Below are 22,978 nucleotides of genomic sequence, written 5' to 3'. Positions count from 1 at the left end.
CCAACAATATTCTTGAATTTGTCGGCTTCTTGTCCCATAACCAATATCAGTTGATAATTTGGGTGATTAAGTATGGATGCAACAATGCCTAGAACGAAAGCACAGGGAATGACCCGGATTGAACTCTACGTGCCAACAGCACTATTTGAAGAGGCTGAGGAATTAGCCGACTTTGAAGGTTGGAAATTGTCAGAATTGCACCGTGTATTTTGGGAAAACGGTTTTGGCGCTTATGTCGAACGCAGTAACAAAAGAATGATTAACAAACGTCTTCGTGGAAAGCTGGGAGACGAAACTGAACCTGTAGAAGATTAAGCTTGAGCGCCCAGGTTTTCCCTGGGCATTAAATTATTGGAGGAAATATGTATCAAAATATGTACAACCTTACTTGGGTAAAAACAGCTTGCGAACACGTTTTAGGTAAGAATATTTCCCAAAGAACTTGGCGTAACTGTCTGCGAATATGTGGCGTTCAGCCTTACAAGCGAGAAGTTAAACTCAAAGAATGGTGCTATTTACTAGGATTATTTTACCTGAAACGTCAAAACCCTTTCAAAAAGTATTCGTTGTCTGACGTTTCATTGTTACTGATGAAAGAGAAAGAACGACTTGCCAAATTTGGTATTGATTTAGAAAACCCGGAATTTCCACTCTTAGGGCGAGAATTACCGGACTATCTTTATGAGCAAACAGGCTACAAAGTGACTTTGCGAACCCTATACCGTTGGGCATCTAAACGCCGTATTCCTTTCTCTAAGTTACGTATCATCAACCAAAAAGAATTGAGCCGATGGCTAGAATTGGCAAGTACAGCAAAGGCACAGTAGTTAGCTTCTGGCTCAACACTCTACTAATTGATATGCTGACTTTCAATCTCTGGCATTTTGCTCTAGATACTGGCGCACTCCCGCACTCATTGCTAGTAGGTTAGGTTGTATATTTTTTCCTAAAAAATCTTCAACTACATTAGCAATTGTACTTGTGAGAAAGAATGGTACTCCGTTAATTTGTTTTGGGTCAATCGCTAGTTCACCACGGCTTTCAATTATTGTCGTATTGCCATCTAACAGAAAGCAATTTTTGCCAGAACACTTGACTGCTTTTGTAAAAGCGTGAGTTTCAATACGCCATTCAACTGTAAGCAAAGCCTGATCCCACGTATTATATTCTGTCCACGAGAGCATATCTTCAGAGAGGATAACTCTTGCTGCTGCTGGAATTTCGCTACCACCATGCCACTCGTTAACAGTATAAATATTACTACCTACTTCATTACGTGATTTAACTTCGATGTCACGCACGTTTGGCATATAGGCAACTAGCTCAAGTAGTTTGTCCCGATAGGTAGCATAAACCAAGGAACGGGGAAAAGGAATTTGGGTATTAGCACAGATGAGCATTAATTAATACCATATCAAAATAGAGACACGATGAAAAATTACCAAGAGTTTAGCAATGGCGTAACCGCTCTCGCTTCGGTGGTGATAGCAATATACATACTTTTCACGCATTTCAAATCCCCTAAACAGTTACTTTTTTTTATCCGATAGTGTCATAAAGCGGCACAATAAACCGGCGAAGTCTGCCGTGACATTGAAAAGCCTTGCTGTGTATAGATGTCACAGAAAGCGGCAAGATGGGGTAAAACTCTAGAACCCTTGCTATTAAAGGAATGTCACAAAAAGCGGCAGGGTTAATTTATGAACTTGGTGTCACTTGAAAGCACTCAAAGCTATACAAGATGGGTGTCACAAAGGAAGTGGCAGGGTTGACGAAAAAAAAGAGGGATGAAAAAAAAGCCCTGTTTTTGGGGCTTTTTTCTGAAGTGGGATCGAGAGCCATTGTTCTTTTTGCGCTAGATAGACGGTTATGCTGCTGATTGATGGTATTGATACAATTAGTTCATGGGTAATTTTGGTGTAATGCTTCCTTTGGTAAAACTAATTCGCGGTCAAGATAACACGATTGTGGAAGCAGATTTAGTGGAGCTATGGCAAAAGCACGTCGATGATTATGCCAACAAGTGGAAAGAACAATTAAAATTGCACGGGCAATCAGATAAATTTTGGGATTGGGAGTTTAAACTTGAGTTTATTATTAATAGACAAGCAAACCGTGAAGGCTTTGCGATTGAATACGAAGATGAAACTCAAGGATTAATGCTGATTGAAACCCAAATGCACGGTTCTCGACTGGTAGAGGGTAAACGCTTGGTATATATTGACGGTATCGCTACCGCACCCTGGAATCGGGCATATATCCAACGTCCGCCAAAATTGAAAGGTGTTGGGACTGCATTCTTAGCGTTTGCCAGAACTCGCAGTTTAGAGCTAGGTTATGAGGGAAGAGTAGGGTTACACTCACTACCGGGAGTAGAAGAATTTTATGATAACCAAGGCATGATTGATGTCGGAGAGGATGAAGATTACGACGATCTAGTTTACTTTGAGTATGGAGTTTTTCGTTCTCCTGTATGAGGTAGTAAAGCTAAATGAGCCAATTATTTGATGAAGAATCTTTAAGAAAAAGTGTTGAAGCTGAGGATAAAATTGGTGGCAACATTGGGGCTGGATTAGATTGGGGGTCAGCATTTGGTTCCTTAATGGGCAATCTAGAACTTTGGGGACGCTTCACAACGTTGCGTATTTCTCTAAATAGAGAAGTGCGATTGCTGCTAAATAATTGGAATTTAGGTACAGCTACGAAAATTGCTGTAAAAACAGCAAAAGAGAGAATACTTGAAAAGTTTAGACTGCCGACACCAGAGGTAAGAGAATACATACTTGCTATTCTGGAAAATGATGAGCTTTATGGTGAAGAATTCATTTCTAATCGAGAAATACTACGGGAACTGCTTGGATTGTTATTAAAACAAGAAGATTGGGAAACTATTGCAGCAGTTGCAGCAGATTCGTTAAAGAAACAGATTATACATCAAGCTGTTGGCGAAAAAATCTCAGCATAATTTATATTTTCAAAAAAATGGATGATTTTGTTTCTAAACAACAAAGTTTTGTACAAGATGATATAACAACTTTTGAAGTTTCCATACGATTGCTCCTATTGTTGTTTTAACTGTGTTTGTACTACTCGCTGCTGCCTTTTCTCTACTAAAATCTGACCAATAGCTCCCCCAGTACCCAGCCCTAACATTCCTGTCGCAATCATGTACATTGCATTCTTGCCAAAAAATTGCACTCCTAAATACCCGATAGATATGGCCGCTAATGTGCCAGTGAGACTTACAGTAATTACTTGTACTTGATTAGGTTTCATAATTAGAATGCCTTTGCTTGATAGAGGTTATGATTTGAATTTGCTATTAGGTAATCTCGCCACTGGGTAATTTATAATCGAATTGACACCGAAACAACAAATTTTTATACAAGATGATGTGCCTATCCGTTTGCATCATCTAGCTGTACACCTTGAGCAAATTCAGTTTTGTGGACTCAAGGCTCGTCGCAGGAATTGATACTGACTCTGGTAAAAGAAAGTCGGTACTTTATTGAGTGGACTGTACCCGACATGCTAAAAGCAGATGACATTGACCGAGCCTGTGAGTTAGTTGACTTAGTTCGTTTGCTGACTAATTGGCTGTTTGATTGGGACGGCATCTGGTCTGATGCCCAAAAAAAGCAATCTGCTTCTCTTGAAACTTCATATTGGTTACGTCGGGTTTTGGAAATATCACGTACAGAACCGGAATCATTGAGTGCCTGATCTCTACAAAATCTTCCTTCGCTTTACCACCACCGAGCGCAAGTACCGCCGACACTCCTCCTCTCCCCGATATATGAGAATCCGCAGCGCCTGTATTTCCTGCATTGGAGAAATACAAATCTCAGCGATAGCTGGAATTAAATTCTGTTGCTGATGCACATAATCTTGATGCTGCTGCTCCAACTCCTGAATCTTGGAGTTTAGCTGTTGTATCTGCCGTAATGCTCGTGTTAAGGACGATTCTTTTTTTTGAGAGCGATTATCTAGAGTTAATGTCATTTTCTTACTCCTCTAAAGATTTTTTAAATGTTTGCCAATCGGGGCATTTGTCACCGAAGCAGCCTTTGGGATGAACAGTGCAATTGAGAAACACACCATTGTAGATAACCCCGTGGAAATGCCTGCAACCTCGACACGGAGGAGGTACAGGTCTGGGTTTTAATGATTCTTCAAATTGCGCTGCCTCAATCCGACTACCAATAAACATGGTCAATCCAGTTCCCATCATGCTGAAACAGAAAGCCAGTCTAGCGTCTAGATTGGGCTGATTTGCTTTTGTTTGCAAGAAAAATACAGTGCCGCTTAAAACAGTCGAAAGTGCGAAAGTGGTAATGGCAGATTTAAGAATCAATTGCTTTGTGTTCATCTTTTCCTTTTCGGTGGTTCGTGCATTTCAACTAATAAAAACAGAATCGATTTCGCCGTTATCAATAGCATTTTTGGCATGACTAACAGCTTGTGTATGATTGTCAAAAGTTTGAGTTGAAGGTGATGCCCAAGTTGTTTAAAAAAAGCCCTGCTTCCCAACATGAACATCCACAGCACCATCTGATAACTCAGTTGTCTCGATTTTGTAGCCGCCATGTTTGGTTTTGTACTCTTCCATTGCCTTTAACTTACCTAAAATTTATCTCGTTGAATGCTGAGGCTTGCTCCGGCTAAAGAACTCCCTAAGAAAGCGGAAAAACTGACCAGTATTGCACCCAGGCAGATATTTTTTTGCTGCTCCCAACCAGAGATGATAATGTTGGAGTCAGCATTCGTCTCTATAATCTCCATTCCCCAGCACCCCATTGCTCCAACTCCCGAAAATCCAGTCAAGAGCAGAGAGATAATTGCAGTTGTTTCTATGGTGCGCTCAATAAAAATCCTGGGGTTGAATCTTTTTCGAGTCCGACGAAAAACTAATTTATTACGAGTGTTTGAAGGCAAAGATGATTGATAAGCCGCTTTCTGTGTTTTCATTTAGCATCCTCCAATTCAACAAAAAATCCCGCACCAGTATTTTTAATCTTTACCAACTTTTGATTTACCAATGTTTGAATCACCCCCAGACTGAAGTTAATACTGCACAACCGTGTGCTACCTCCACAGCGTTGAAGGTATTGTAAGCATTGGTGTGATTGGTCGCTAGTGCTGGGGTAAGTGGATTTTCTCGGCATAATCTTGACTATGACTCTATGATTTGTAAATGATGTGGATTGAAAAAAATTCCTTCACCAGGCGGCATATCTGAGAAATGAATACAAACCATGCCGTGTCCTGAATACTGGATTACTGTACCTGTTTGCCCTAACCTGGTGTCTTTTTCTACAACTGTTTTGATGACTTTGACAACTGAATTAATTGGTGGAAGGTTAGCCATTTTTAATCCTTGGCTGAATAGCCGATTATCGATTAGTAATTCGAGTTTTCACCGATACCATATTGCCATTTGAGAAAACTGACGGGAGTACAGATTTCTTGCCAATCACAAGCTCCTATTGGGGCATTCCAGTCTTATCGGTATTCTTCTTCAAAATACCCCAGTCCCCAATGCCAACCGTCATATTCCGGCTGTGACTCCCATCCAAACCAGAGAGCAACATTTACTTTAATCAGATAGAAGAACTTAATCATCCATCCGTCATCGTAATCAGAAATAAAATCGTAATACTCTCTTAAAAAGCGTTCGTTTGTTAATGCAATTAAATCTATTCTTGACCAAAGATTCATCTGTTTATTTCCTCTAGTTTGTAATTCACTGTGTACAGTTCTGTGATATAGGTTTGTTGATTTAATCTGGATCAACTAGCGGTTCGGCACAACCCATGAACTCACTCAAACAATGCGGCATATTTCCCAAGTGACTGTGCGTTCACTTATTTTGAGAGTCGTAATACTAAAATTGGCTTATTATTTGATAAACTTGGTTTATGTTTGATAACACCTGCAAATTTATCGCTGAGATGTATTCTCCTGATTTTGCTACTTGGCTATTAGGAGAACCGATTACTTTAACCAAATTAAGTCCTACAGAATTGTCTTTAGAACCGATTCGTGCTGATGCCTTAATATTGCTGCAATCAGATGAAGTTGTTCTTCATATTGAATTTCAAACTAAACCCGATGACGATATGCCTTTTAGAATGGCTGATTATCGTTTGAGGGTGTATCGCCGTTTTCCTAATAAACGAATGCACCAAGTGGTGATTTACTTAGCCAAAACTGAATCAGAGAAGGTGTATCAAACCACGTTCACTACTGAAAGTTTGCGACATGAATTTTCAGTGATTCGCTTATGGGAGCAACCGCCAGAGGTATTTTTGACAGCACCAGGATTACTGCCTTTTGCGGTTTTGAGTGCAACTAATGACAAGGTTGGTACATTAGAACTTGCAGCCGAAACTATTGACAAAATTCCTGAACGGCGGACACAAAGTAATATTGCTGCCGCTTGTGCAATTCTGGCTGGGTTAGTATTAGAACAAGAAGTCATTGGACGTTTATTCAGGAAAGACATTATGCAGGAGTCAGTGGTTTATCAATCAATCAAGACAGAAGGTAGTGATGAAAAAGCCCGTAAAATTGCTATCAACTTATTAGCTGAGGGTATCAGTGTTGATGTAATAGCTCGGTCTACTGGCTTATCAGTAGAAGTGGTACAACAATTACATCAGGGCGAATCTAAGAACCAAGAATAATTTTGATACGATCCCTGTACTAGATCAGGTCAACTAGGGCTGTATTTCAAGATCCATTTTCTTTGTTAGTCAGTGATGGTGGTAGCTTTTGTAGCTGCTTGTACTCATCCCAATTCCTGGGATTATAAGGTGATGACGTTGACTCTTCAAACTCCCAGTTCTGAGAATTGGTATCGAAAAACTCAATAGCTGCATCAAAGCCACATTGTAAAAATCTGGTGTATAATTCTTCAGAACAAAGGATAGACTCGACAATTGCAGTCAAGAGTTTGAGGTTGGTTTCAGTAGCAGCACCCTCTTTGTCGAGCCATTCAATTGTTTCTATTAGCTGTTTTTTAGCAGAAGCAGCAGTAGATTCAGGTAATGCAGCAATGGGAATAAAACCTGTTAGTTGTTTCATAAATCCTCCACAGTCCCATCATCATTTGTCACTTTCTTTTGAGATTTAGCTTTACTAATCTGGAATTCGTTCGCTTTAATCACGGGCATTGCAGCCTCTTTGACTGCTGATTTAGCTTGATGGTACAGGAATTGAACTACGCCTGAAGCATCTTCTTCATCTTCCACTTGCGCCCATAAAGAACAACCTAATTCGATTGATTCGTAGTTGCCCAAGTTAAATTTTCTCGAATAACTAACTGAGACAGTACCGATTTTCATTGACTTTGCTGCTAATTTATCTAGTGGCGACTCAAGACTGAATCGCCTTTTTGAAGAAGAATTTAGAAGTCAGAATTCAGGAGTCAGAATGCAATTAAATTGGGGATTCAGACCCGCAACTGTTTTGTTGCACTACCAAATTCTCTTGTTTTGTGGGGGTACAAAAACGCCGTTTATTCATCCACTATGAAGTTCAGAATTTAATTCTGTTAACGATAGCGGGGCGTTTAGCCCATTCTGGCTCCTGGCTCCTGAATTCTGTTTGATAATGCTTAATTACCGCTTCAAACCCTGTGGTAAAACTGCTTGATTCTGAGCTTGTAATGATGCCCTAGCTTCTGCTTCCGAAACAGCCGATAATGCAGGTGCAGTAACAATCGCGTTTGATGCCCAACGCTCGTAAGTATCATTCGTCACCCAATGGAGTGTTGCCCCGGATTCAGCACCACTACGAATCATTTCGGCAGCAACAAGCGCATCCTTCTCAAAATCGGATTGAGGATTGCGATAACTCCACTGAATAAACCAATATGTTCCAAGCGCACCTTCGACCTTTTGAAATTCAGCAGCGAATATGTAGTTCTTGAGGACAGATGCGATCGCCTGATAACAGAACTCTTTGGGATCTCCGGGCATCCCTTCCTCACACCACTGCTGAAAGGCACGATGGGCGAAGTGGTTGTACAATCCAGCAAAATTGTCTTTACTGCGGCGGTGGATCAGGAAAGAAAGCAGCATGGAGGCTGGCCCCTTGAACTGGTCTTTGAGTCCGCCAGCTACCGGAATCACCCACAGTTCAGTGAATGGTTCGTTAGTAAAGTTCTCGTTGATGGTCAAGGCACGGTCTGGACGAGAGATTGCGATCGCCTACGGCGGGCGGGTACGCCATCGCAAAATCAGCCTTGTTACCTTTGAGATATCCTCCAGCTTGTGCTTCTAGAATTGTGAGTTTTGGAGGACAATCGAGTAAGAATTGACCATATTCCTTAGCGCAATTCGCTTGTAGTTTCGGTTGGCTGGGTGGAATGAGAAAGACACTGTTGTTGATTTTGATGGTTTCCATAGTTGCGTTTTTGTTGTTAAAGATTGCGTTGATACTGGATAGTGTTCGACTTAGCTATTTATCAACAGAATTCAGGAGTCAGGAGTCAGGAGTCAGAATATAGGAAAGGTATTGTGACCGAAAAAACGTCTGAATAGTCGGCGTTTTTGCATCCCCATCAAATTGAAGTTTTAGTGGTGCAACAATTCAGTCATAGGTCTGAATTCCAGACTGGTAGCGAATCTAAGAGCGTCTTGATTCTGACTCCTGAATTCTGACTTCTGAACTCTTTATAACAATTCCAGGAATTGTTTTTAACTCGTATTTCAGCACTTCGATTTGATATAATCGCTTTTTAATCTCTGCTTCTAGAAGTGTTTTCAATTCCTGCGGTTTGAGCAATTTAATCTCGTTCTCTAAGTGATTTTCCTCTTCAATGGAATTCATGTCAGGCATGACTAAATAACGCCAGCCTTCATCGTATTCATAAGCTAAAAGACTATCGATTGGGTAATACTTCATGCCGATAATCATTCCTTGTTCTATACGTTGTCCTAAAGTAAAGCGGGGGTATTCCCAACCGTGTGGAATGGTGATTGTTGGTTGCATTATTCTGCCTCCTGATTGAACTTGACCTCGACAATTTCTTCAACACAACCCATCGCTTGATCCAAATAGTGCAGAACATCACCCAAGTGTGTTGCTGCTTCTGGGTCAATCTTCTTGTTAGCAATTAACAAGAGCCAGTTTTCATCTTGGGCAATCGTCTGAATATTCTGGTAGCACGAGTTGAATGCTTGTAGTATTTCTATCGGTTCCATTGATTTATCCGATGAATTGTGGTGTTCTATTTGGATAAAATTTAGGTTTGCTCCTTGCCACACAGGTGGGTCTATCCTGCCCACCCGTTTCCTTACGCTGCAACCAATCTTTCACTTAGCACATCAAATTCTTTATCGAGTAATTCCTCTTCCCTGGCTAGTTGTTCCATAGTCGCTTTTGATACCCTTGCCACCTTCATAAATTGGTCTAGTCCAACTGCTGCATCAACCGACTCGGCGTATCGAAGAGAATCGACTCCGTTAGACCAGTGGGTGATGTATTGAAATATCACTCCAATCATTGAATTACCCTTGTACACCCGATAAATTCTGGGGCAAGCTCCGTTCACGTATACGAGTTTGTAGGGAGGAATTTCTTGTACCTCTGCATTAGGGTCGGTTGGAGGCAGGAGTATCTTGTCAAGAGACTCTTCTAACTCCGTATGTTGAAGAGAAAGTGTGGTAATCATATTCTGTGTGTGATGATTTGGATTGTCTAATTTCGTTTGGGTGGCGATTACATTTCTCTTGGTATGCAATCGCCTTTCTCACTTCCAGTACCAGGATTTATTACACCTCTGCATTCGCATCTGTAGCAGGTAGGAGAATTCTCTCTTGAGAATTACCTACTTCAAGTGAGAGGTTACTTGCTGTACTTTGTGTAATGATTGTTATTTCTAAAGCAGCGATTGAGCTTTGGAGGCGATTGCTCTTGTCTTGGGGAAGCAATCGCCTTTCTCACAACAGCCACTTACGCCGCTACTGCCGTTCGGACTCCCAGCAATGCAATCACATCTTTTGCATTGCCAGCAACCCGATTTACTCCGTATTGTCTTGGTCGTGCGTACCAACCTTGGTGATTACACCCGACGAAGCCGACCAAATGCCCGTCTCTGTAGAGTTTGGTGCTGAAACTGAGCCAATCTATCTCACCGTGGTACAGACCAAAAACAGCGCAAGCTTCCTCCAATTCATCACTTAATCGCTCGTTGCGCTCCAGGGGTGTTTCTGGGAGGGTCGTTTTCACCTCTGCAACTCTTTTGGCGAACCAGTTGCGATCGAAGGGAAGCCGTCCGCCACTGACTAGCTGCACCCATACGGTGATTCCGCCTTCAATCCAGATAGTGCGGACTGATTCGGGTTCAACTTCGATAATCTCGCCAATGATGCGGCGATCTCTGCTGGTGAGAGGATCTTGGGTTGGAGCTATAGCTTGGGCTTGAGATTCGAGGTGGCTGTCGAGTTCCGCTTGAGCTAGGGCTTGCTCGTCACGAGAAGAACTAGGAATTGCTTGCTGTGTATGTGTTGTATAAGGCATAATATTGATCTCCATTCAGTTGGATAAAAGGCGATCGCTGAGTTTTGCAGACAGTAGCGGTCGTCTTTGTTATGTGTGCAAACAACGTTGTGGTTTAGGACAACGCTCTCAAAAAGATTTGGCGTAGCCATATATTCGTGACTCAAAGCCAGTGGCATTTGAGTGATACCAAAACAGGAGATACAGCGTATCAGGCGACGTGTACGACTTCAAACGCTTCAAATGCCGTCTGTCGTCCTGCTGGTGATTTCTTATTCAGTGCAATATCCATTTCCGGCTGTGTACCCCTCGCCTTCTCTGGTGTTGCCAGTGCCTCGGTTGCTCCTCAAGCTGTGACTCTGGATTGCTGTCAAAGTTCAGATACTGCAAACCCTTTATTGCGTCCGGGTGCAGGCAGTTTGCTTTCCTTTGCCCTATTCTTACAGTATAGCTTATTAAGCTATACTTGTAAAGTCTCACTGAATAAGTAAAGCTGAATAAGTAAAGCTTGAAAACGGAGGAAAGAAGCGCTATGATTTGCTTACATTAATGGAGAAGTGAAGTTATGAACTTAATGCAAGTTACTCTGTCGGTTGATTTGCCTGGTCTAGGCACTCGGATTAGAGAGATTAGAGAGTCCAAGGGACTATCCCCAACTTGGGTAGCAGCTCAAGCTGGTATGAGTGTTGGCAACCTCTATCGTATAGAAACAGAAGATGCAAAGTCTTTACCGCGTGAAACTTTGCGTAAGCTTTCTGATGCCCTTGGTGTAAATTTTGATGCCGAGGTTAAAGCTGCTTTAGTGCAAGAGATGGAATAAATTTTCTACTAATGATGCGGTTAGCATAAAGCAAAAGTTATTGCCTCATTAGTATACAAGTGTAGTAATTGTATTTTTGTAACTAAAAATCGGAGTAACTACTGAAATTATCTTTAGATAAATAGCACAACAACTAGAAGCGATCGCCCACCGTCCAAAGTTAGCGATCGCCTGCTCAATCCGTTAACGACAAAGTGAGCTAATTATAATGCTGACACATTTTTGTGCAAACACCCTTCAGTATCTCCTCAGTTCACTTTGGTTAAACTGCAACACCCCAACTTTCAAGCATTTACCATAGTGAGCAAGAGATATGCTGACACTAGAAAGAGAACAAACATCAGCACTCGATTACAGTGTTGTCAACACCAGCATTCAGGAAACCCTCACCGCCATTGACCGGTTCGAGTGGCAAGCAATAGAAGAACTGCGTCTGATGCGCGATAACGGCTATTACTCTGATGCTGGTTATGTCAGTTTTGAAGATTATTGTGAAAAAGAGCTAACCAAGCATGGGGGATATCGCCGGGTCAGAGATTTGCTATCTGCGAAGAAAGTAGTTGATACCCTACCAGAAGAACTAAGAGAGAAGATTACTAAACCATCCCAGACACGATCCTTACTCCGACTGGTCAAAACTCCCGACAAGTTACACGAAGCTGTTGCGATCGCAGCAAAAGAAAAACCTTTCCCTACCGCCGCCGATTTCGCCAAAGCAGTGCAGCAAGTCGCACCAACAACTAAACACTCCACAAAAAGCGAAAACCCCAAAACGCAATTGTGTAATTCTGTGACTGTCTCATTACCAGAACATCCTCGTTATGGTGAATCAGGAGTGATTGAAGCAGACGCACCAAACCATTGGCAGCAGATTGTCACCTTTGCTGATGGTGAGAGGTTGTTGATCAACAATGCTGATTTGGATGCCCCAAGCGTTCCATTCCCCAGAGAGCAGAATTATCCACCAGAGTATACTGAAGCAATTGCCCAAATTAAAAAACAGCATCAGCAAGAGTTAGAGCGACTTTCCAACGAATTGAGGATTGGGCTACAAGCAGAAGCAGGGGCAAAAGCCGAAGCCCAGGTACAAGAACAAATCCAATCCTTGCAGCAACTGTACAAGCAGCAGAAAGAGCAAAACATCCAGTTACAGCAACGGCTGGATGAAATGGAGGGGTTGAGAAAGCTTGAGACTGAGAATCAACAACTCCAGCAGCGCATTCAGGAACTAGAACGCGCCGTACAACAGCATCCGGTTCAGCAGTGGGGAAATACGATGACCCAGCAAGCGACCAAAGCGTTGAACAAGCAGGTAAAACAGGCGTTAGAGAAAACCATTGATTTGCGATCGCTGGCCCAAGAACCACCCAAAGAGAATGCCACCGAATGCTTACGGTTGATGGGTATGGCGTTGAAGAATCTCGCCAGTGCCATGAACAATACTCAAGCGCTCGAAGCTGCGGCGATAATCTTGGGGAGTGAACCTACACAATCCGCGATCGCTTACCGCGCTGAACAATTACAACTACTACCCCAGGCGGTTAGTGACATTCGGCGGGTACTTGCACAGTCTGGGTGTAGCTGGGAGGACTTTTGGAATGTTGCCCAAGAGTATGAAGTGATTAAACAGGACTATTGGGCGGAATTGACCACCCAAGAGACTGATTTTATTACCGCACTCCAGAACGCATCTTCTCAACCAGACACCATTGGCGTTGGTTCTATCGTTGCCCACGCTGACCCGTATCGTACTTTGTATGTCGAGAGGGGCGAGGTTGTAGAGGATTTAGGCGAGGAAGTAGTGGTTGCATGGGATTGCTGGAAGGAGCAATCAAAAAAAACTGATAGGTATTTCCGAGATGAGTTGCGATTCTGGCAACCTCAATAGGCTTCCACTGAATTAGTAACTTTTTAGACAACTAAATACAAATACCAAGCCCTGCAATCGTTGTAGGGAAAATTCCGTGCGTCAACATAAACAGGAGATTGTACAATGACTGCAACTATTACTCGTCCCAAACCCAAAAAGGCTGCTGCTAGCAAGAAGGAATCCCCGTATAAAAAACTTCATGTGATTATTCCCATACAAGATATGCTGTGGGCATCGCAGCAAAAACCATCAGTTACACAATTGTGGCAGGAATGCTGGACGGCTGATCCTTATGGTTCTCGGTGGATGTCTTTGACCTCAGCTTTAGGATACAGTACTTTTATCTCTGCGAAGAAAATTCTAGCTGACAGTGGGCTATTCATTTTCAAACCCGACAAGTCAATTCAAGACGGCCGAGAAACGGCTAGCTGGATGGTGAAAAATTTGCATGGCAGTCGGATGAAGGAATTTTGGGAAAAAGCTAATTCTGCGTCACCAAAACCAGATGCTGAAAAACAAGAACCAAATGCTGAGATTTCAGAGATAGATGCTGGCTGTGAAGAGATAGGTGCTTCGTATAAAGCATCTATTTCAGGTCAAAATCAGTCAGAGCAAGGGTTTCAGGAAACCTCACAAACTGCTCAGGAACAGCTAACGAACTCTTCAAAAGAGTTCGTTAGCTGTGTCTCTAACACGCTAAATGAGATTTTGCAAGTTGAAGAGACGGCTCATGCGCCCTTGGGGGGCGCGTCGCCTCAGTTTGTTCAAAGCGTGTCAGAGAATGAGAAAGACTCGCCTACGGCGAATGACTGTACATCGCTAGCGCTTGTGGATGCTGCACAAAGTAATCCCACTTCGCTGTTGCCTGAAAACCAGGATTGTGGCGTTGAGCCGAGGGACTGTGATGAAGGTACTGGTTCCGCCGCGCCCGTCGCTCAAAATGAATTTTCTTCCAAGGAAGCGATCGTTAATCAAACACCAGAGCTTGTAGAACAGGGTAATCCCACTTTGTTGTTAGTTGAAAATTCAGTTTCAGGTGGAGAAGTCAAAACAGTTGATGAGGGTGAAAGTTCCGCCGCCCCCGTGCCAAATGCTGAAAAGTGGTCGCATGAGGCGATTGTTGCAAGGGCAAATGCGCGACCGGAGCGGATGCAGAAACTCAAGGTTGCAGCGAATTCGGGGCAGAATCCGGGGTTTGAGTATTTGCAAGAGTGCTGGAGTGATGATCCGGCTTTGCAGATTGTGATCAAGAAGTTGCTGGCGAGGTTTCCGCAGTGGGGGATTGCTATTGTTGATGGGGCGTTGGTGAAGTGGAATGAGTAGCAAATGCGAATTTCAACTATTGGTACAAACAATTGCCAGAGCTTATACTCATGAAACACTACCATTAAGCCGCTAAAAATTTCCAACAGAGTATGAAATCATGCCACGCATATTTGACAACATCGACTTGCAACTGCTACCAATTTTGCGGGATACCCTTAAAGTATCTTACCGGGCTGACTTTTGCGTAGGTTACTTTAACCTCAGAGGTTGGCGCAAGCTTGATGATTTAATCGAACAGTATGTGGGTGGAGAAACTTCTTGTTGTCGGTTGTTGGTAGGGATGCAGGGTTTACCCAGCGATGAAGTGCATACAGCATTTACGTTGGGTACTGGGGAGGGCAGGCTTGATAATAGCACTATTATTCGTCTCAAAAAAAAGATAGCGGCGGAGTTTCGCCAACAGCTTACCATCGGTGCGCCAACAGATGATCATGAAATGGGGTTACGTCGTTTAAGCCGTCAATTAAAAACAAAGAAATTAGTTATTAAATTATTTTTAGCGCATCCCCTCCATGCTAAGTTATACCTGGTTCATCGTAACGACCCCAATAGTCCGATAGTTGGATTTTTAGGTAGTAGTAATTTGACTTTGGCGGGTTTGAGAAAACAAGGGGAATTAAATGTTGATATTTTAGACCATGATGCAACGAATAAACTGCAAAAGTGGTTTGAAGACCGTTGGAAAGATTACGGCTGTATCGATATTTCTAAAGAGCTTGCAGAAATAATTGATAATAGTTGGGCAAGGGAAGAATTAATTCCCCCGTATCATATTTACTTGAAGATTGCTTATCATTTATCCCATGAAGCAATCGCCGGAATTTCCGAATTCCGAATTCCCCGTGAATTTAATAATTTGTTTGATTTCCAAAAAGCCGCCGTACAGCTAGCAGCGCGTCATGTAACTCGCCGTGGTGGGGTAATTGTCGGCGATGTTGTGGGGCTTGGTAAAACATTAGTTGGAACAGCTTTAGCAAAAATATTACAAGAAGATTGTTTTTTGGAAACCTTAATTATTTGTCCAAAAAACTTAACTTCGATGTGGCAAGAATATGTGGATACTTATCGGCTTTATGCTAAGGTGATGCCCATTAGTAAAGTCCAAAATTTATTACCAGAATTACGTCGTTATCGGGTTGTATTAATAGATGAAAGTCATAATTTACGCAATCGAGAAGGTAAAAGATATCGGGCAATCGCTGAATATATTACAGCCAATGAAAGCAAATGTATTTTACTTTCGGCAACACCATATAATAAAACTTATCTTGACCTTTCTTCTCAATTAAGATTATTTGTTCCTGAAGACCAAGATTTAGGTTTTAGACCAGAAACTTTAATCAATGAATTGGGTGGCGGTTCGTTAGGCGAATTGCAATTTATTAGAAAGTATCAATGTTCTGTTAAGTCTCTTGCTGCTTTTGAAAAAAGCGAACATTCCGACGATTGGCGAGAATTGATGAAACGCTATATGGTGCGGCGGACTCGTTCGTTTATTAAAGATAATTATGCCAAATCAGACCCAAATTCTTCTTCCCTGAGTCAGGATAAACAAAAAGTGACACGTAAATACTTAGAGTTTACCGATGGTAGACGTTCTTATTTTCCTGATCGTTTACCACGCACTATTAAATTCACTTTAGATAGTTCTAATGACTCCTATTCTAGTCTTTATTCAGAAGCAGTAATTCAAGTAATTAATCAATTAAATTTACCCCGTTATGGATTGGGTAATTATGTACTTGCAAAATCTAAACAGCCACCAACAGATGCAGAACAGCGCCAAATTAGTGGCTTATTTCGCGGGGGACGAAGGTTGATGGGTTTTTCTCGCACTAATTTATTTAAACGCTTAGAAAGTAGTGGTTCTGCTTTTATTCAATCAATTGAACGTCACATTTTACGGAATTTTATTTATTTATATGCTTTAGAAAACGAGCTTGATATCCCTATTGGTACTCAAGATGCAGAATTATTAGATACGAGGAATAATGATGAGGATGCTGATTCTGTTATAGCAAGTTTATTTGATATAGAAATAGAAGAAGATGACCTCACCTCCTTACCCCATTCTCCACAAGCAGAGAAGGGAGGAAAAGTCGGAGAAGAAATTTTCACCCCCCCAGCAGGGATGGGGTCAGCAGAAAAAGTTTTTAGACAACGAGCAGAGTCAATTTATCAGGAATATACTACCCGATATCAACGTCGTTTTAAGTGGTTGCGTTCGTCATTATTTGATATTAAAAAACTAAAAAAAGATTTATTAGCCGATGCAAAAGCACTAATTAATATATTACAAAATATTGGTAAATGGAATTCTCAAGCAGATGAAAAATTGATAGCCCTAATAAATCTACTAACAAAAACTCATCCTAATGAAAAGGTTTTAATTTTTACACAATTTGCAGATTCGGTACGCTACATAACAGATAACTTACAGGCAAAAAATATTACAAAAGTAGCAGGAGTAACGGGGCAATCACAATATCCTACGGAACTGACGGGAAAATTTAGTCCTGTGAGTAATAATCAGCGACATAGGGTATTGTCAACAGATGAATTACGTATATTAATCGCCACAGATATTTTAAGTGAAGGTCATAATTTACAAGATTGTGCAATTATCGTCAATTGGGATTTACCTTGGGCAATTATTCGATTAATTCAAAGGGCTGGACGGGTTGATCGAATTGGACAAAATGCTCAAGAAATTCTCTGTTATTCTTTTCTTCCTGCTGAAGGTGTGGAACGGATTATTAATTTGCGGGGAAGACTCAAGCAAAGATTACAAGAAAATGCCGAGGTTGTGGGAACTGATGAGGCATTTTTTGAGGATGATGATGCACAAGTAATTTGGGATTTATATAATGAAAAATCGGGTATTTTAGATGGAGATGAAGATGCAGAAGTTGACTTAACATCGGAAGCATTTCAAATTTGGAAAAAAGCAACTGATAATAATCCTGGGCTTAAAAAAACCATTGAAGAGATGCCCAATGTGGTTTATTCTACTCGTGAACATATACCTCGAATAGTGCAACCAGAGGGAGTATTAATGTATATGAAAACCACTGAAGGGAATGATTCTTTAATTTATGTTGATCGCAATGGCAATAGTGTTACCCAATCTCAAATAGCTGTGTTAAAAATGGCATCTTGTGATGAATATACACTAGCAATAGCTAAAGATAAACAGCATCACAATTTAGTTAAAAAAGGTGCGGAATTACTGGCTGAGGAAGAAAAAAATATGGGTGGTCAATTGGGTAGACCATCGGGTGCGAGATTCCGTAGTTACGAACGATTGAAAAGTTATGCACAGGAGATGAAGGGTACTTTATTTGTAAATGAGGAACTATTAAAAGCGATTGATGAGATTTATCGTTACCCATTAAGGCAGTCTGCGCTCGATACTTTAAATCGGCAATTAAGAAGTGGTATTAGTAGTCAGCAATTAGCAGAATTAGTAGTTGCTTTGCGGATGGATGATCGCTTGTGTATTGTCAGCGAAGAAATTGAGAAACGGGAACCTCAAATCATTTGTTCTTTAGGATTGTTTGAGAAATAATATTGGATATTTAAAAACTCACACCAATGGAACAAGAAAATATATGCTTGAAAACGGGCAAACTTAAAAATTGTACAAGCGCATTCCCCATTCCACCGTCAGAAGAATTTGTAGCCTGATCGCATTCTCCAATATAACCCTAAGCAAGTACATATTCTACGTTTTCGCGTTTCTGCTAGTTGATAAAACTATACATTTTTTTGCGTATTAATTTTATATTTTATTTCAGTGATACGTAGGCTATTTTTAGCTTTTCTTCACTAATTACCTATAGTTATCTAAAGTCTTACTAGATAAGCTTTTAAGCTATTATTGGGTTTCTAGGCTGAGATTTAGTCGAAAAGTATTTTATCCAGCTAGATTTTATACTTACACTATACTATTACTGGCAGTATATAGCCACTTGCAAAATTGCCATTCACCAGTATCAACACTGAGCCTTTCTGTAACTAAAAAGGTTATCACAGTAGCAGTATTATAACGGTTTTATAAATAAGTCCTTATTTATTAAGGATTATGGCTCCAAGATTTTGGTCTATGGGCATATTTTTTATGCTCGTTTTTTACTACACAGAATTCTATTTTTATCTGCAAGGGTAGTATATCATGACGCTAAATTTCCAACGAACACGCGAATTATTACATAAATTTCAATTTCAGGACTTGTTCATTCAAGAATTGGGTTGGTCAGATTCTTCGCAGAAAAAAGCTGTAACCTTGCAACTTGAAGAGGAGACTGAGTTTTACCAATACCAGCGAATAGCTGAGAGTTCTGGTGTAGCTATTTTTGAAGTTACAGCAGCAGATGGTACTATTCCTGATGCAAAAAGTCGGGCTGCAATTCACAAAGAAGTTACCAATTTAATTGCTGAAAATCTGTTGATATTTATTGATGGTCAGCGTACTCGAAGTCTCTGGTATTGGGTGAAGCGTGAAGAAAATAAAAGTTACATCCGTGAGCCTTTGTATGTCAAGGGACAACCGGGAGATTTATTTTTAAGTAAGCTCGGTTCTTTAGTTATTGATATTACTGAACTTGAAGATGATAATCTTTCGGTTGTAGAAATTGCACGCCGTCTTCAAGATGCGTTTGATGTAGAACCTGTAACGAAGAAATTTTATAAAGAATTTCAAGAGGAACATAAGCAGTTTTTACAGCATATAAAAGGAATCAACAATGATGTTGATAAACGTTGGTATGCATCGGTAATTTTCAATAGAATGATGTTCGTTTATTTTCTCCAGCGTAAGAGTTTCCTGGATAATGGAGATTTAAATTATTTACAAAATCGGCTCAAACAAAGTAAAGATAAAGGTGATAATCTTTTTTATAGTAGTTTTCTGAAAGTTTTATTTTTTGACAGTTTTGCTACACCAGAAGAAGACCGTGACCCATCAGTGAAAAAGTTGGTCGGAGTGATTAAATACCTCAATGGTGGATTATTCCTTCAACATCGCATTGAACAAGAAAATAATATTTCAATTTCTGATATAGCATTTGAAAAAATTTTAGAATTATTTGCCAAATATTCTTGGAACTTAGATGATACGCCAGAAGGGAAAGATGACGAAATATCGCCCGATGTTTTAGGGTACATTTTTGAAAAGTATATTAATCAAAAAGTGTTTGGTGCTTATTATACTCGTCCGCAAATCACCGAATATCTTTGTGATAGGACGATTCATAAACTTATTTTAGACCGCGTTAATGATTCTTTATCTAATAAATATAAACCTTTTGAAGATTATAACCAACTGATATTTAAACTAGATGCAAATATCTGCCGTTTATTAATTAATGATATTCTGCCAAAATTATCAATTCTTGACCCTGCTTGCGGTTCGGGTGCTTTTCTTGTTGCTGTAATGAAAACACTTATCCTAGTTTATGGTGCAGTAATTGGGATGATTGACGTAATAGGAGATGCAAGTTTAAAGCAACAACTTCAAGATATACGAAATAAACATCAGTCTATATCTTACTACTTAAAAAAACGGATTGTTACTGATAATCTTTATGGTGTTGACATCATGGAGGAAGCGACAGAAATTGCTAAACTTCGCTTATTTCTAGCTTTGGTATCTTCTGCTCATAATGTAAATCAATTAGAACCATTACCTAATATTGATTTTAATATTATGGCTGGTAATTCGCTAATTGGATTGATAACGGTCGATGCAAATGTATTCGATCAAGTTAAACTCACAGCTAAAGCTAAAGCACGGGGATATAAACAAGAAAATCCCGATTTACAATTAAGTTTATTTCAATCTAGTTCTTATTATACATATCAGTCAATTTTAGAAGAGAAAAATAAATCAATTGAATTGTATAAAAAATATGCTTTTATCCCTGAAAAAAAGGAATTTGATAAGCTAGATAAGGAAACACATCAAAATAAAAAACTTCTATTACTGCGTGCATCTATTGATGATCTCAATAATAACTCAAAAGAAAAACTAAATGTTTTGCTTTTGGAAGAGTTTAGCGAGCGCTTGGGGATTAAATATGAAGAAGTTCAGTTAGCTGGTAAACCAAATAAACGGGTTTTAAATGTTGATGATATTGCTGCATTAAAGCCTTTTCACTGGGGTTATCATTTTGATAAGGTTTTAGGAAGGGGTGGTTTTGATGCGATTATAACTAATCCACCTTGGGAAAGTTTTCAACCTAATTCTAAAGAATTTTGCTCAGAATATAGTGATGCTGTGACTAAGAAAAAGATGGACATTAAGGATTTTGAGATTGAGCTAAAACGTTTACTAACAGATCCAAATATTCAGAAAGAATGGTTACACTATCAAAGTGATTACAACCATCAAAGGGAGTATTTTAGATTTGCTGAACAGTATAAAAATCAGGTTCCTATAATTAACGGTAAACGCCACGGTAAAGATGTAAATCTTTACAAACTTTTTTTAGAACAGTGCTTTAACCTTTTACGTAAAAATGGTGAGTGTGGAATTGTAATCCCTAGTGGTATTTATACTGACTTAGGTGCTAAAAAACTACGAGAGATGTTGTTTAATCAAACAAATATTACAGGTTTATTCTGCTTTGAAAACCGGAAAATGATTTTTGAAGAAGTTGATAGTCGTTCTAAATTTGTTGTACTTACTTTTACAAAGGGTGCAGAAACAACAGAATTTCCAGCTATTTTTATGCGTCATGATGTGCAAGAACTTCTAAGGTTCCCAAATAATGATAGTTTGCTAATTACCATTGATATGGTACGAAAAATATCACCTAATTCTCTTTCGCTAATGGAATTAAAAAACGAAGTTGATGTTTGTATTGCTGAGAAAATGCTGAAGTTTCCTTCACTAGGTGAAAAGATAGATAATAAGTGGAATTTAGAATTGCATCGTGAATTTAATATGACTGATGATGCTTCTCTTTTCAATAAAACATATGTCCATTCTATGCTACCTCTCTATGAAGGAAAGATGATTCATCAGTTTACCCATCAATTTGGTAAATCTAGGTATTGGCTGAATGAAGAAGAAGGCAGAAAAGCTTTATTGAAAAAGAATGAATGCGATACAGGTCAAATATTAAACTATCAATGTTATAGATTTTCTTACCGTGCTATAGGCAGAAGTACAGATGCTCGTACTTTAATTGGAACAGTTTTACCCTCAAATGTTTTTACTGGAAATTCTCTTAATATTGCATCCCCAAGCGGGGATAATAAATCTACTTTATTTATATGCGCTACATTGAATAGTTTTTGTATAGATTTTGCATTACGTCAACAGGTATCTGCAAACATAAATATGTTTTACATTTATCAGTTACCAGTTCCACGTCTAACGGAAAGTGATCGCAACTTCGACGAAATTGTACAACGCGCAGCCAAACTTATCTGCACCACCCCAGAATTTGACGAACTAGCACAAGAAGTTGGACTCGGTTCCCATACCAACGGAGTCACCGACGCAAGCGAAAGAGCTAAACTCCGCGCAGAACTCGACGGAATTATAGCTCACCTCTACGGTTTAACTGAAGCAGAATTTGCATACATCCTCACCACATTCCCCATCGTTCCCGAACAAGTCAAACAAGATGCATTAACAGCATATCGGGACTTTGCACCCCTAACAGGTGACGCAGATATTGTGGAACTCATCACCACTAAAGACGAGAGTTCCACATTAGAATTCAAATCTACCGCTCGTTGGGATGTGGATAAAAACCAAAAAAATCCTGAAATGGAGCAAGTAATTCTCAAAACAGTCGCATCTTTCCTCAATACCGAAAAAGGTGGAACATTACTAATAGGAGTCACCGACGACAAAGAAATCATCGGACTTGACTTAGATTATCAAACCTTCAGCAAACCAAATAAACGGGATGCATATCAGCTATTTCTCATCAATGATTTATTACTACCGCAACTAGGAAAAGATTTAGCAACATTAATCGACATCACCTTCCATGAAGTCGAGCGCAGAGATGTATGTCGCATCATCGTAAAGCCTTCCCCACGTCCAGTATCCATCGAAGTCAAAACTAAAGGTAAGAAAAATCAACGCTGTTTATTCGTGCGGAGTGGAAATTTAACTAGCAAACTGACAACAGACGAAGAGATTGAAAACTATTGCAAATCTCGCTGGAACCTATCCCAATAATCTTAACGGATGACAAGGGAGTTGAAGACTCTTTAGTTAATTTTGTTCTCGTAAACAACACGCGAACTAATTCTCCTTGACTCCACCACCTATTTTCCCTTAACTGAACAGTATTGCATGAAGTCCTGCTTTATGACATCAAAAAAGCACAACAGAAATATGGATTTAAACTTTACGCTCTGTGTATCATAAGCAATCATACTTACCACCTACTTGAGCCTCAACAACCAGAAGACCTGCCCCAAATTAATTATGC

Annotated in this window: 30 protein-coding genes; 13 read left to right on the top strand and 17 right to left on the bottom strand. The window is 40.1% G+C overall.

Features of this window, described 5'->3' with window-relative positions; translation table 11 throughout:
- Positions 1-72: 72 nt before the first annotated feature.
- Together NPUN_RS35215 and NPUN_RS35210 are read left to right on the top strand one after the other, a co-directional pair.
- Positions 73-315 carry a hypothetical protein gene (locus NPUN_RS35215; protein WP_012413163.1) on the top strand — a complete coding sequence of 81 codons (243 nt, stop codon included), beginning with the start codon at positions 73-75 and terminating at the stop codon, positions 313-315.
- A 47-nt stretch (positions 316-362) separates the two neighbouring features.
- Positions 363-827 (top strand): MerR family transcriptional regulator, encoded by a 465-nt coding sequence (locus NPUN_RS35210; protein WP_012413162.1) that lies wholly within the window; start codon positions 363-365, stop codon positions 825-827.
- Between the two features lie 42 nt (positions 828-869).
- Here the strand turns inward: NPUN_RS35210 and NPUN_RS35205 are convergent, their stop codons facing one another.
- On the bottom strand, positions 870-1,400 hold the full coding sequence (locus tag NPUN_RS35205; protein WP_012413161.1) for a hypothetical protein: 531 nt from the start codon (positions 1,398-1,400) through the stop codon (positions 870-872).
- A gap of 522 nt (positions 1,401-1,922) precedes the next feature.
- On the opposite strand from NPUN_RS35205, the gene NPUN_RS35200 reads away from it, so the two are divergent.
- Together NPUN_RS35200 and NPUN_RS35195 are read left to right on the top strand one after the other, a co-directional pair.
- Positions 1,923-2,477 (top strand): hypothetical protein, encoded by a 555-nt coding sequence (locus NPUN_RS35200; protein WP_012413160.1) that lies wholly within the window; start codon positions 1,923-1,925, stop codon positions 2,475-2,477.
- Between the two features lie 14 nt (positions 2,478-2,491).
- Complete coding sequence (locus tag NPUN_RS35195; protein ID WP_012413159.1) at positions 2,492-2,965, top strand: hypothetical protein; 474 nt, start codon at positions 2,492-2,494, stop codon at positions 2,963-2,965.
- A 95-nt stretch (positions 2,966-3,060) separates the two neighbouring features.
- Here the strand turns inward: NPUN_RS35195 and NPUN_RS35190 are convergent, their stop codons facing one another.
- Complete coding sequence (locus NPUN_RS35190) at positions 3,061-3,276, bottom strand: hypothetical protein (protein WP_012413158.1); 216 nt, start codon at positions 3,274-3,276, stop codon at positions 3,061-3,063.
- Between the two features lie 168 nt (positions 3,277-3,444).
- Here NPUN_RS35190 and NPUN_RS35185 point away from each other — a divergent pair, with 168 nt between their 5' ends.
- The gene (locus tag NPUN_RS35185) at positions 3,445-3,723 is read left to right on the top strand and encodes a hypothetical protein (protein ID WP_012413157.1); all 279 of its coding nucleotides are present in this window, start codon (positions 3,445-3,447) and stop codon (positions 3,721-3,723) included.
- Positions 3,724-3,726: 3 nt separating this feature from the next.
- On the opposite strand, the gene NPUN_RS35180 is transcribed toward NPUN_RS35185, so the two are convergent.
- From NPUN_RS35180 to NPUN_RS35150, 6 genes are all read right to left on the bottom strand, one after another.
- Positions 3,727-4,002, bottom strand: coding sequence for a hypothetical protein (locus tag NPUN_RS35180; RefSeq protein WP_012413156.1), 276 nt, complete (start codon positions 4,000-4,002; stop codon positions 3,727-3,729).
- A 4-nt stretch (positions 4,003-4,006) separates the two neighbouring features.
- Complete coding sequence (locus NPUN_RS35175; RefSeq protein WP_041566596.1) at positions 4,007-4,369, bottom strand: hypothetical protein; 363 nt, start codon at positions 4,367-4,369, stop codon at positions 4,007-4,009.
- 254 nt (positions 4,370-4,623) lie between these two features.
- Entirely contained in the window at positions 4,624-4,968 is a 345-nt protein-coding gene (locus tag NPUN_RS35165; protein WP_012413154.1) for a hypothetical protein, read from the bottom strand.
- Positions 4,965-5,165 (bottom strand): hypothetical protein, encoded by a 201-nt coding sequence (locus NPUN_RS35160; RefSeq protein ID WP_012413153.1) that lies wholly within the window; start codon positions 5,163-5,165, stop codon positions 4,965-4,967. Before NPUN_RS35160 ends, NPUN_RS35165 begins: the two co-directional genes overlap by 4 nt.
- Positions 5,166-5,173: 8 nt before the next feature.
- On the bottom strand, positions 5,174-5,368 hold the full coding sequence (locus NPUN_RS35155; RefSeq protein ID WP_041566594.1) for a hypothetical protein: 195 nt from the start codon (positions 5,366-5,368) through the stop codon (positions 5,174-5,176).
- Between the two features lie 134 nt (positions 5,369-5,502).
- Positions 5,503-5,718 carry a hypothetical protein gene (locus NPUN_RS35150; protein ID WP_041566593.1) on the bottom strand — a complete coding sequence of 72 codons (216 nt, stop codon included), beginning with the start codon at positions 5,716-5,718 and terminating at the stop codon, positions 5,503-5,505.
- Between the two features lie 200 nt (positions 5,719-5,918).
- Between NPUN_RS35150 and NPUN_RS35145 the strand changes: the two genes are divergently transcribed.
- A complete protein-coding gene (locus NPUN_RS35145) occupies positions 5,919-6,686 on the top strand; it encodes an Rpn family recombination-promoting nuclease/putative transposase (protein WP_012413151.1) in 768 nt (255 codons plus the stop codon).
- 46 nt (positions 6,687-6,732) lie between these two features.
- Here the strand turns inward: NPUN_RS35145 and NPUN_RS35140 are convergent, their stop codons facing one another.
- The 9 genes from NPUN_RS35140 to NPUN_RS35105 all read right to left on the bottom strand — a co-directional run bounded on the left by NPUN_RS35140 (position 6,733) and on the right by NPUN_RS35105 (position 10,527).
- Positions 6,733-7,086: a hypothetical protein gene (locus NPUN_RS35140; protein WP_012413150.1), complete on the bottom strand. Its 354-nt coding sequence runs from the start codon at positions 7,084-7,086 to the stop codon at positions 6,733-6,735.
- Complete coding sequence (locus tag NPUN_RS35135) at positions 7,083-7,346, bottom strand: hypothetical protein (RefSeq protein ID WP_012413149.1); 264 nt, start codon at positions 7,344-7,346, stop codon at positions 7,083-7,085. The genes NPUN_RS35140 and NPUN_RS35135 overlap by 4 nt, the downstream gene beginning before the upstream one ends.
- A 276-nt stretch (positions 7,347-7,622) precedes the next feature.
- On the bottom strand, positions 7,623-8,183 hold the full coding sequence (locus tag NPUN_RS35130) for a hypothetical protein (protein WP_083782503.1): 561 nt from the start codon (positions 8,181-8,183) through the stop codon (positions 7,623-7,625).
- The gene (locus tag NPUN_RS35125; RefSeq protein ID WP_012413147.1) at positions 8,158-8,409 is read right to left on the bottom strand and encodes a hypothetical protein; all 252 of its coding nucleotides are present in this window, start codon (positions 8,407-8,409) and stop codon (positions 8,158-8,160) included. Before NPUN_RS35125 ends, NPUN_RS35130 begins: the two co-directional genes overlap by 26 nt.
- Positions 8,410-8,631: 222 nt before the next feature.
- A complete protein-coding gene (locus NPUN_RS35120; protein WP_012413146.1) occupies positions 8,632-8,997 on the bottom strand; it encodes a hypothetical protein in 366 nt (121 codons plus the stop codon).
- Positions 8,997-9,293 carry a hypothetical protein gene (locus tag NPUN_RS35115; protein WP_012413145.1) on the bottom strand — a complete coding sequence of 99 codons (297 nt, stop codon included), beginning with the start codon at positions 9,291-9,293 and terminating at the stop codon, positions 8,997-8,999. The genes NPUN_RS35120 and NPUN_RS35115 overlap by 1 nt, the downstream gene beginning before the upstream one ends.
- 8 nt (positions 9,294-9,301) lie before the next feature.
- Entirely contained in the window at positions 9,302-9,679 is a 378-nt protein-coding gene (locus tag NPUN_RS35110; RefSeq protein ID WP_148220491.1) for a hypothetical protein, read from the bottom strand.
- Between the two features lie 100 nt (positions 9,680-9,779).
- Positions 9,780-9,938 (bottom strand): hypothetical protein, encoded by a 159-nt coding sequence (locus NPUN_RS42380; protein ID WP_167315720.1) that lies wholly within the window; start codon positions 9,936-9,938, stop codon positions 9,780-9,782.
- A gap of 22 nt (positions 9,939-9,960) precedes the next feature.
- Entirely contained in the window at positions 9,961-10,527 is a 567-nt protein-coding gene (locus NPUN_RS35105; protein WP_012413143.1) for a hypothetical protein, read from the bottom strand.
- A gap of 4 nt (positions 10,528-10,531) precedes the next feature.
- Between NPUN_RS35105 and NPUN_RS44375 the strand changes: the two genes are divergently transcribed.
- The 7 genes from NPUN_RS44375 to NPUN_RS35080 all read left to right on the top strand — a co-directional run bounded on the left by NPUN_RS44375 (position 10,532) and on the right by NPUN_RS35080 (position 22,722).
- Positions 10,532-10,654 (top strand): hypothetical protein, encoded by a 123-nt coding sequence (locus NPUN_RS44375; protein ID WP_272913985.1) that lies wholly within the window; start codon positions 10,532-10,534, stop codon positions 10,652-10,654.
- Positions 10,655-10,664: 10 nt separating this feature from the next.
- On the top strand, positions 10,665-10,997 hold the full coding sequence (locus NPUN_RS39770; RefSeq protein WP_012413142.1) for a hypothetical protein: 333 nt from the start codon (positions 10,665-10,667) through the stop codon (positions 10,995-10,997).
- Positions 10,998-11,071: 74 nt separating this feature from the next.
- Positions 11,072-11,326, top strand: a complete 255-nt coding sequence (locus NPUN_RS35100; RefSeq protein ID WP_012413141.1) for a helix-turn-helix domain-containing protein — start codon at positions 11,072-11,074, stop codon at positions 11,324-11,326.
- Positions 11,327-11,639: 313 nt separating this feature from the next.
- Entirely contained in the window at positions 11,640-13,214 is a 1,575-nt protein-coding gene (locus NPUN_RS35095; RefSeq protein WP_012413140.1) for a hypothetical protein, read from the top strand.
- Between the two features lie 105 nt (positions 13,215-13,319).
- Positions 13,320-14,519, top strand: a complete 1,200-nt coding sequence (locus NPUN_RS42605; protein ID WP_012413139.1) for a hypothetical protein — start codon at positions 13,320-13,322, stop codon at positions 14,517-14,519.
- A 100-nt stretch (positions 14,520-14,619) separates the two neighbouring features.
- Positions 14,620-18,090 carry a helicase-related protein gene (locus NPUN_RS35085; protein WP_012413138.1) on the top strand — a complete coding sequence of 1,157 codons (3,471 nt, stop codon included), beginning with the start codon at positions 14,620-14,622 and terminating at the stop codon, positions 18,088-18,090.
- 606 nt (positions 18,091-18,696) lie between these two features.
- Positions 18,697-22,722 (top strand): Eco57I restriction-modification methylase domain-containing protein, encoded by a 4,026-nt coding sequence (locus NPUN_RS35080; protein ID WP_012413137.1) that lies wholly within the window; start codon positions 18,697-18,699, stop codon positions 22,720-22,722.
- The last annotated feature ends 256 nt before the right edge of the window (positions 22,723-22,978 follow it).

Origin of the sequence: Nostoc punctiforme PCC 73102 (genome assembly GCF_000020025.1) — a bacterium.
GTDB classification, from domain to species: domain Bacteria; phylum Cyanobacteriota; class Cyanobacteriia; order Cyanobacteriales; family Nostocaceae; genus Nostoc; species Nostoc punctiforme.
This window is presented reverse-complemented; position numbering and strand designations above follow the sequence as displayed.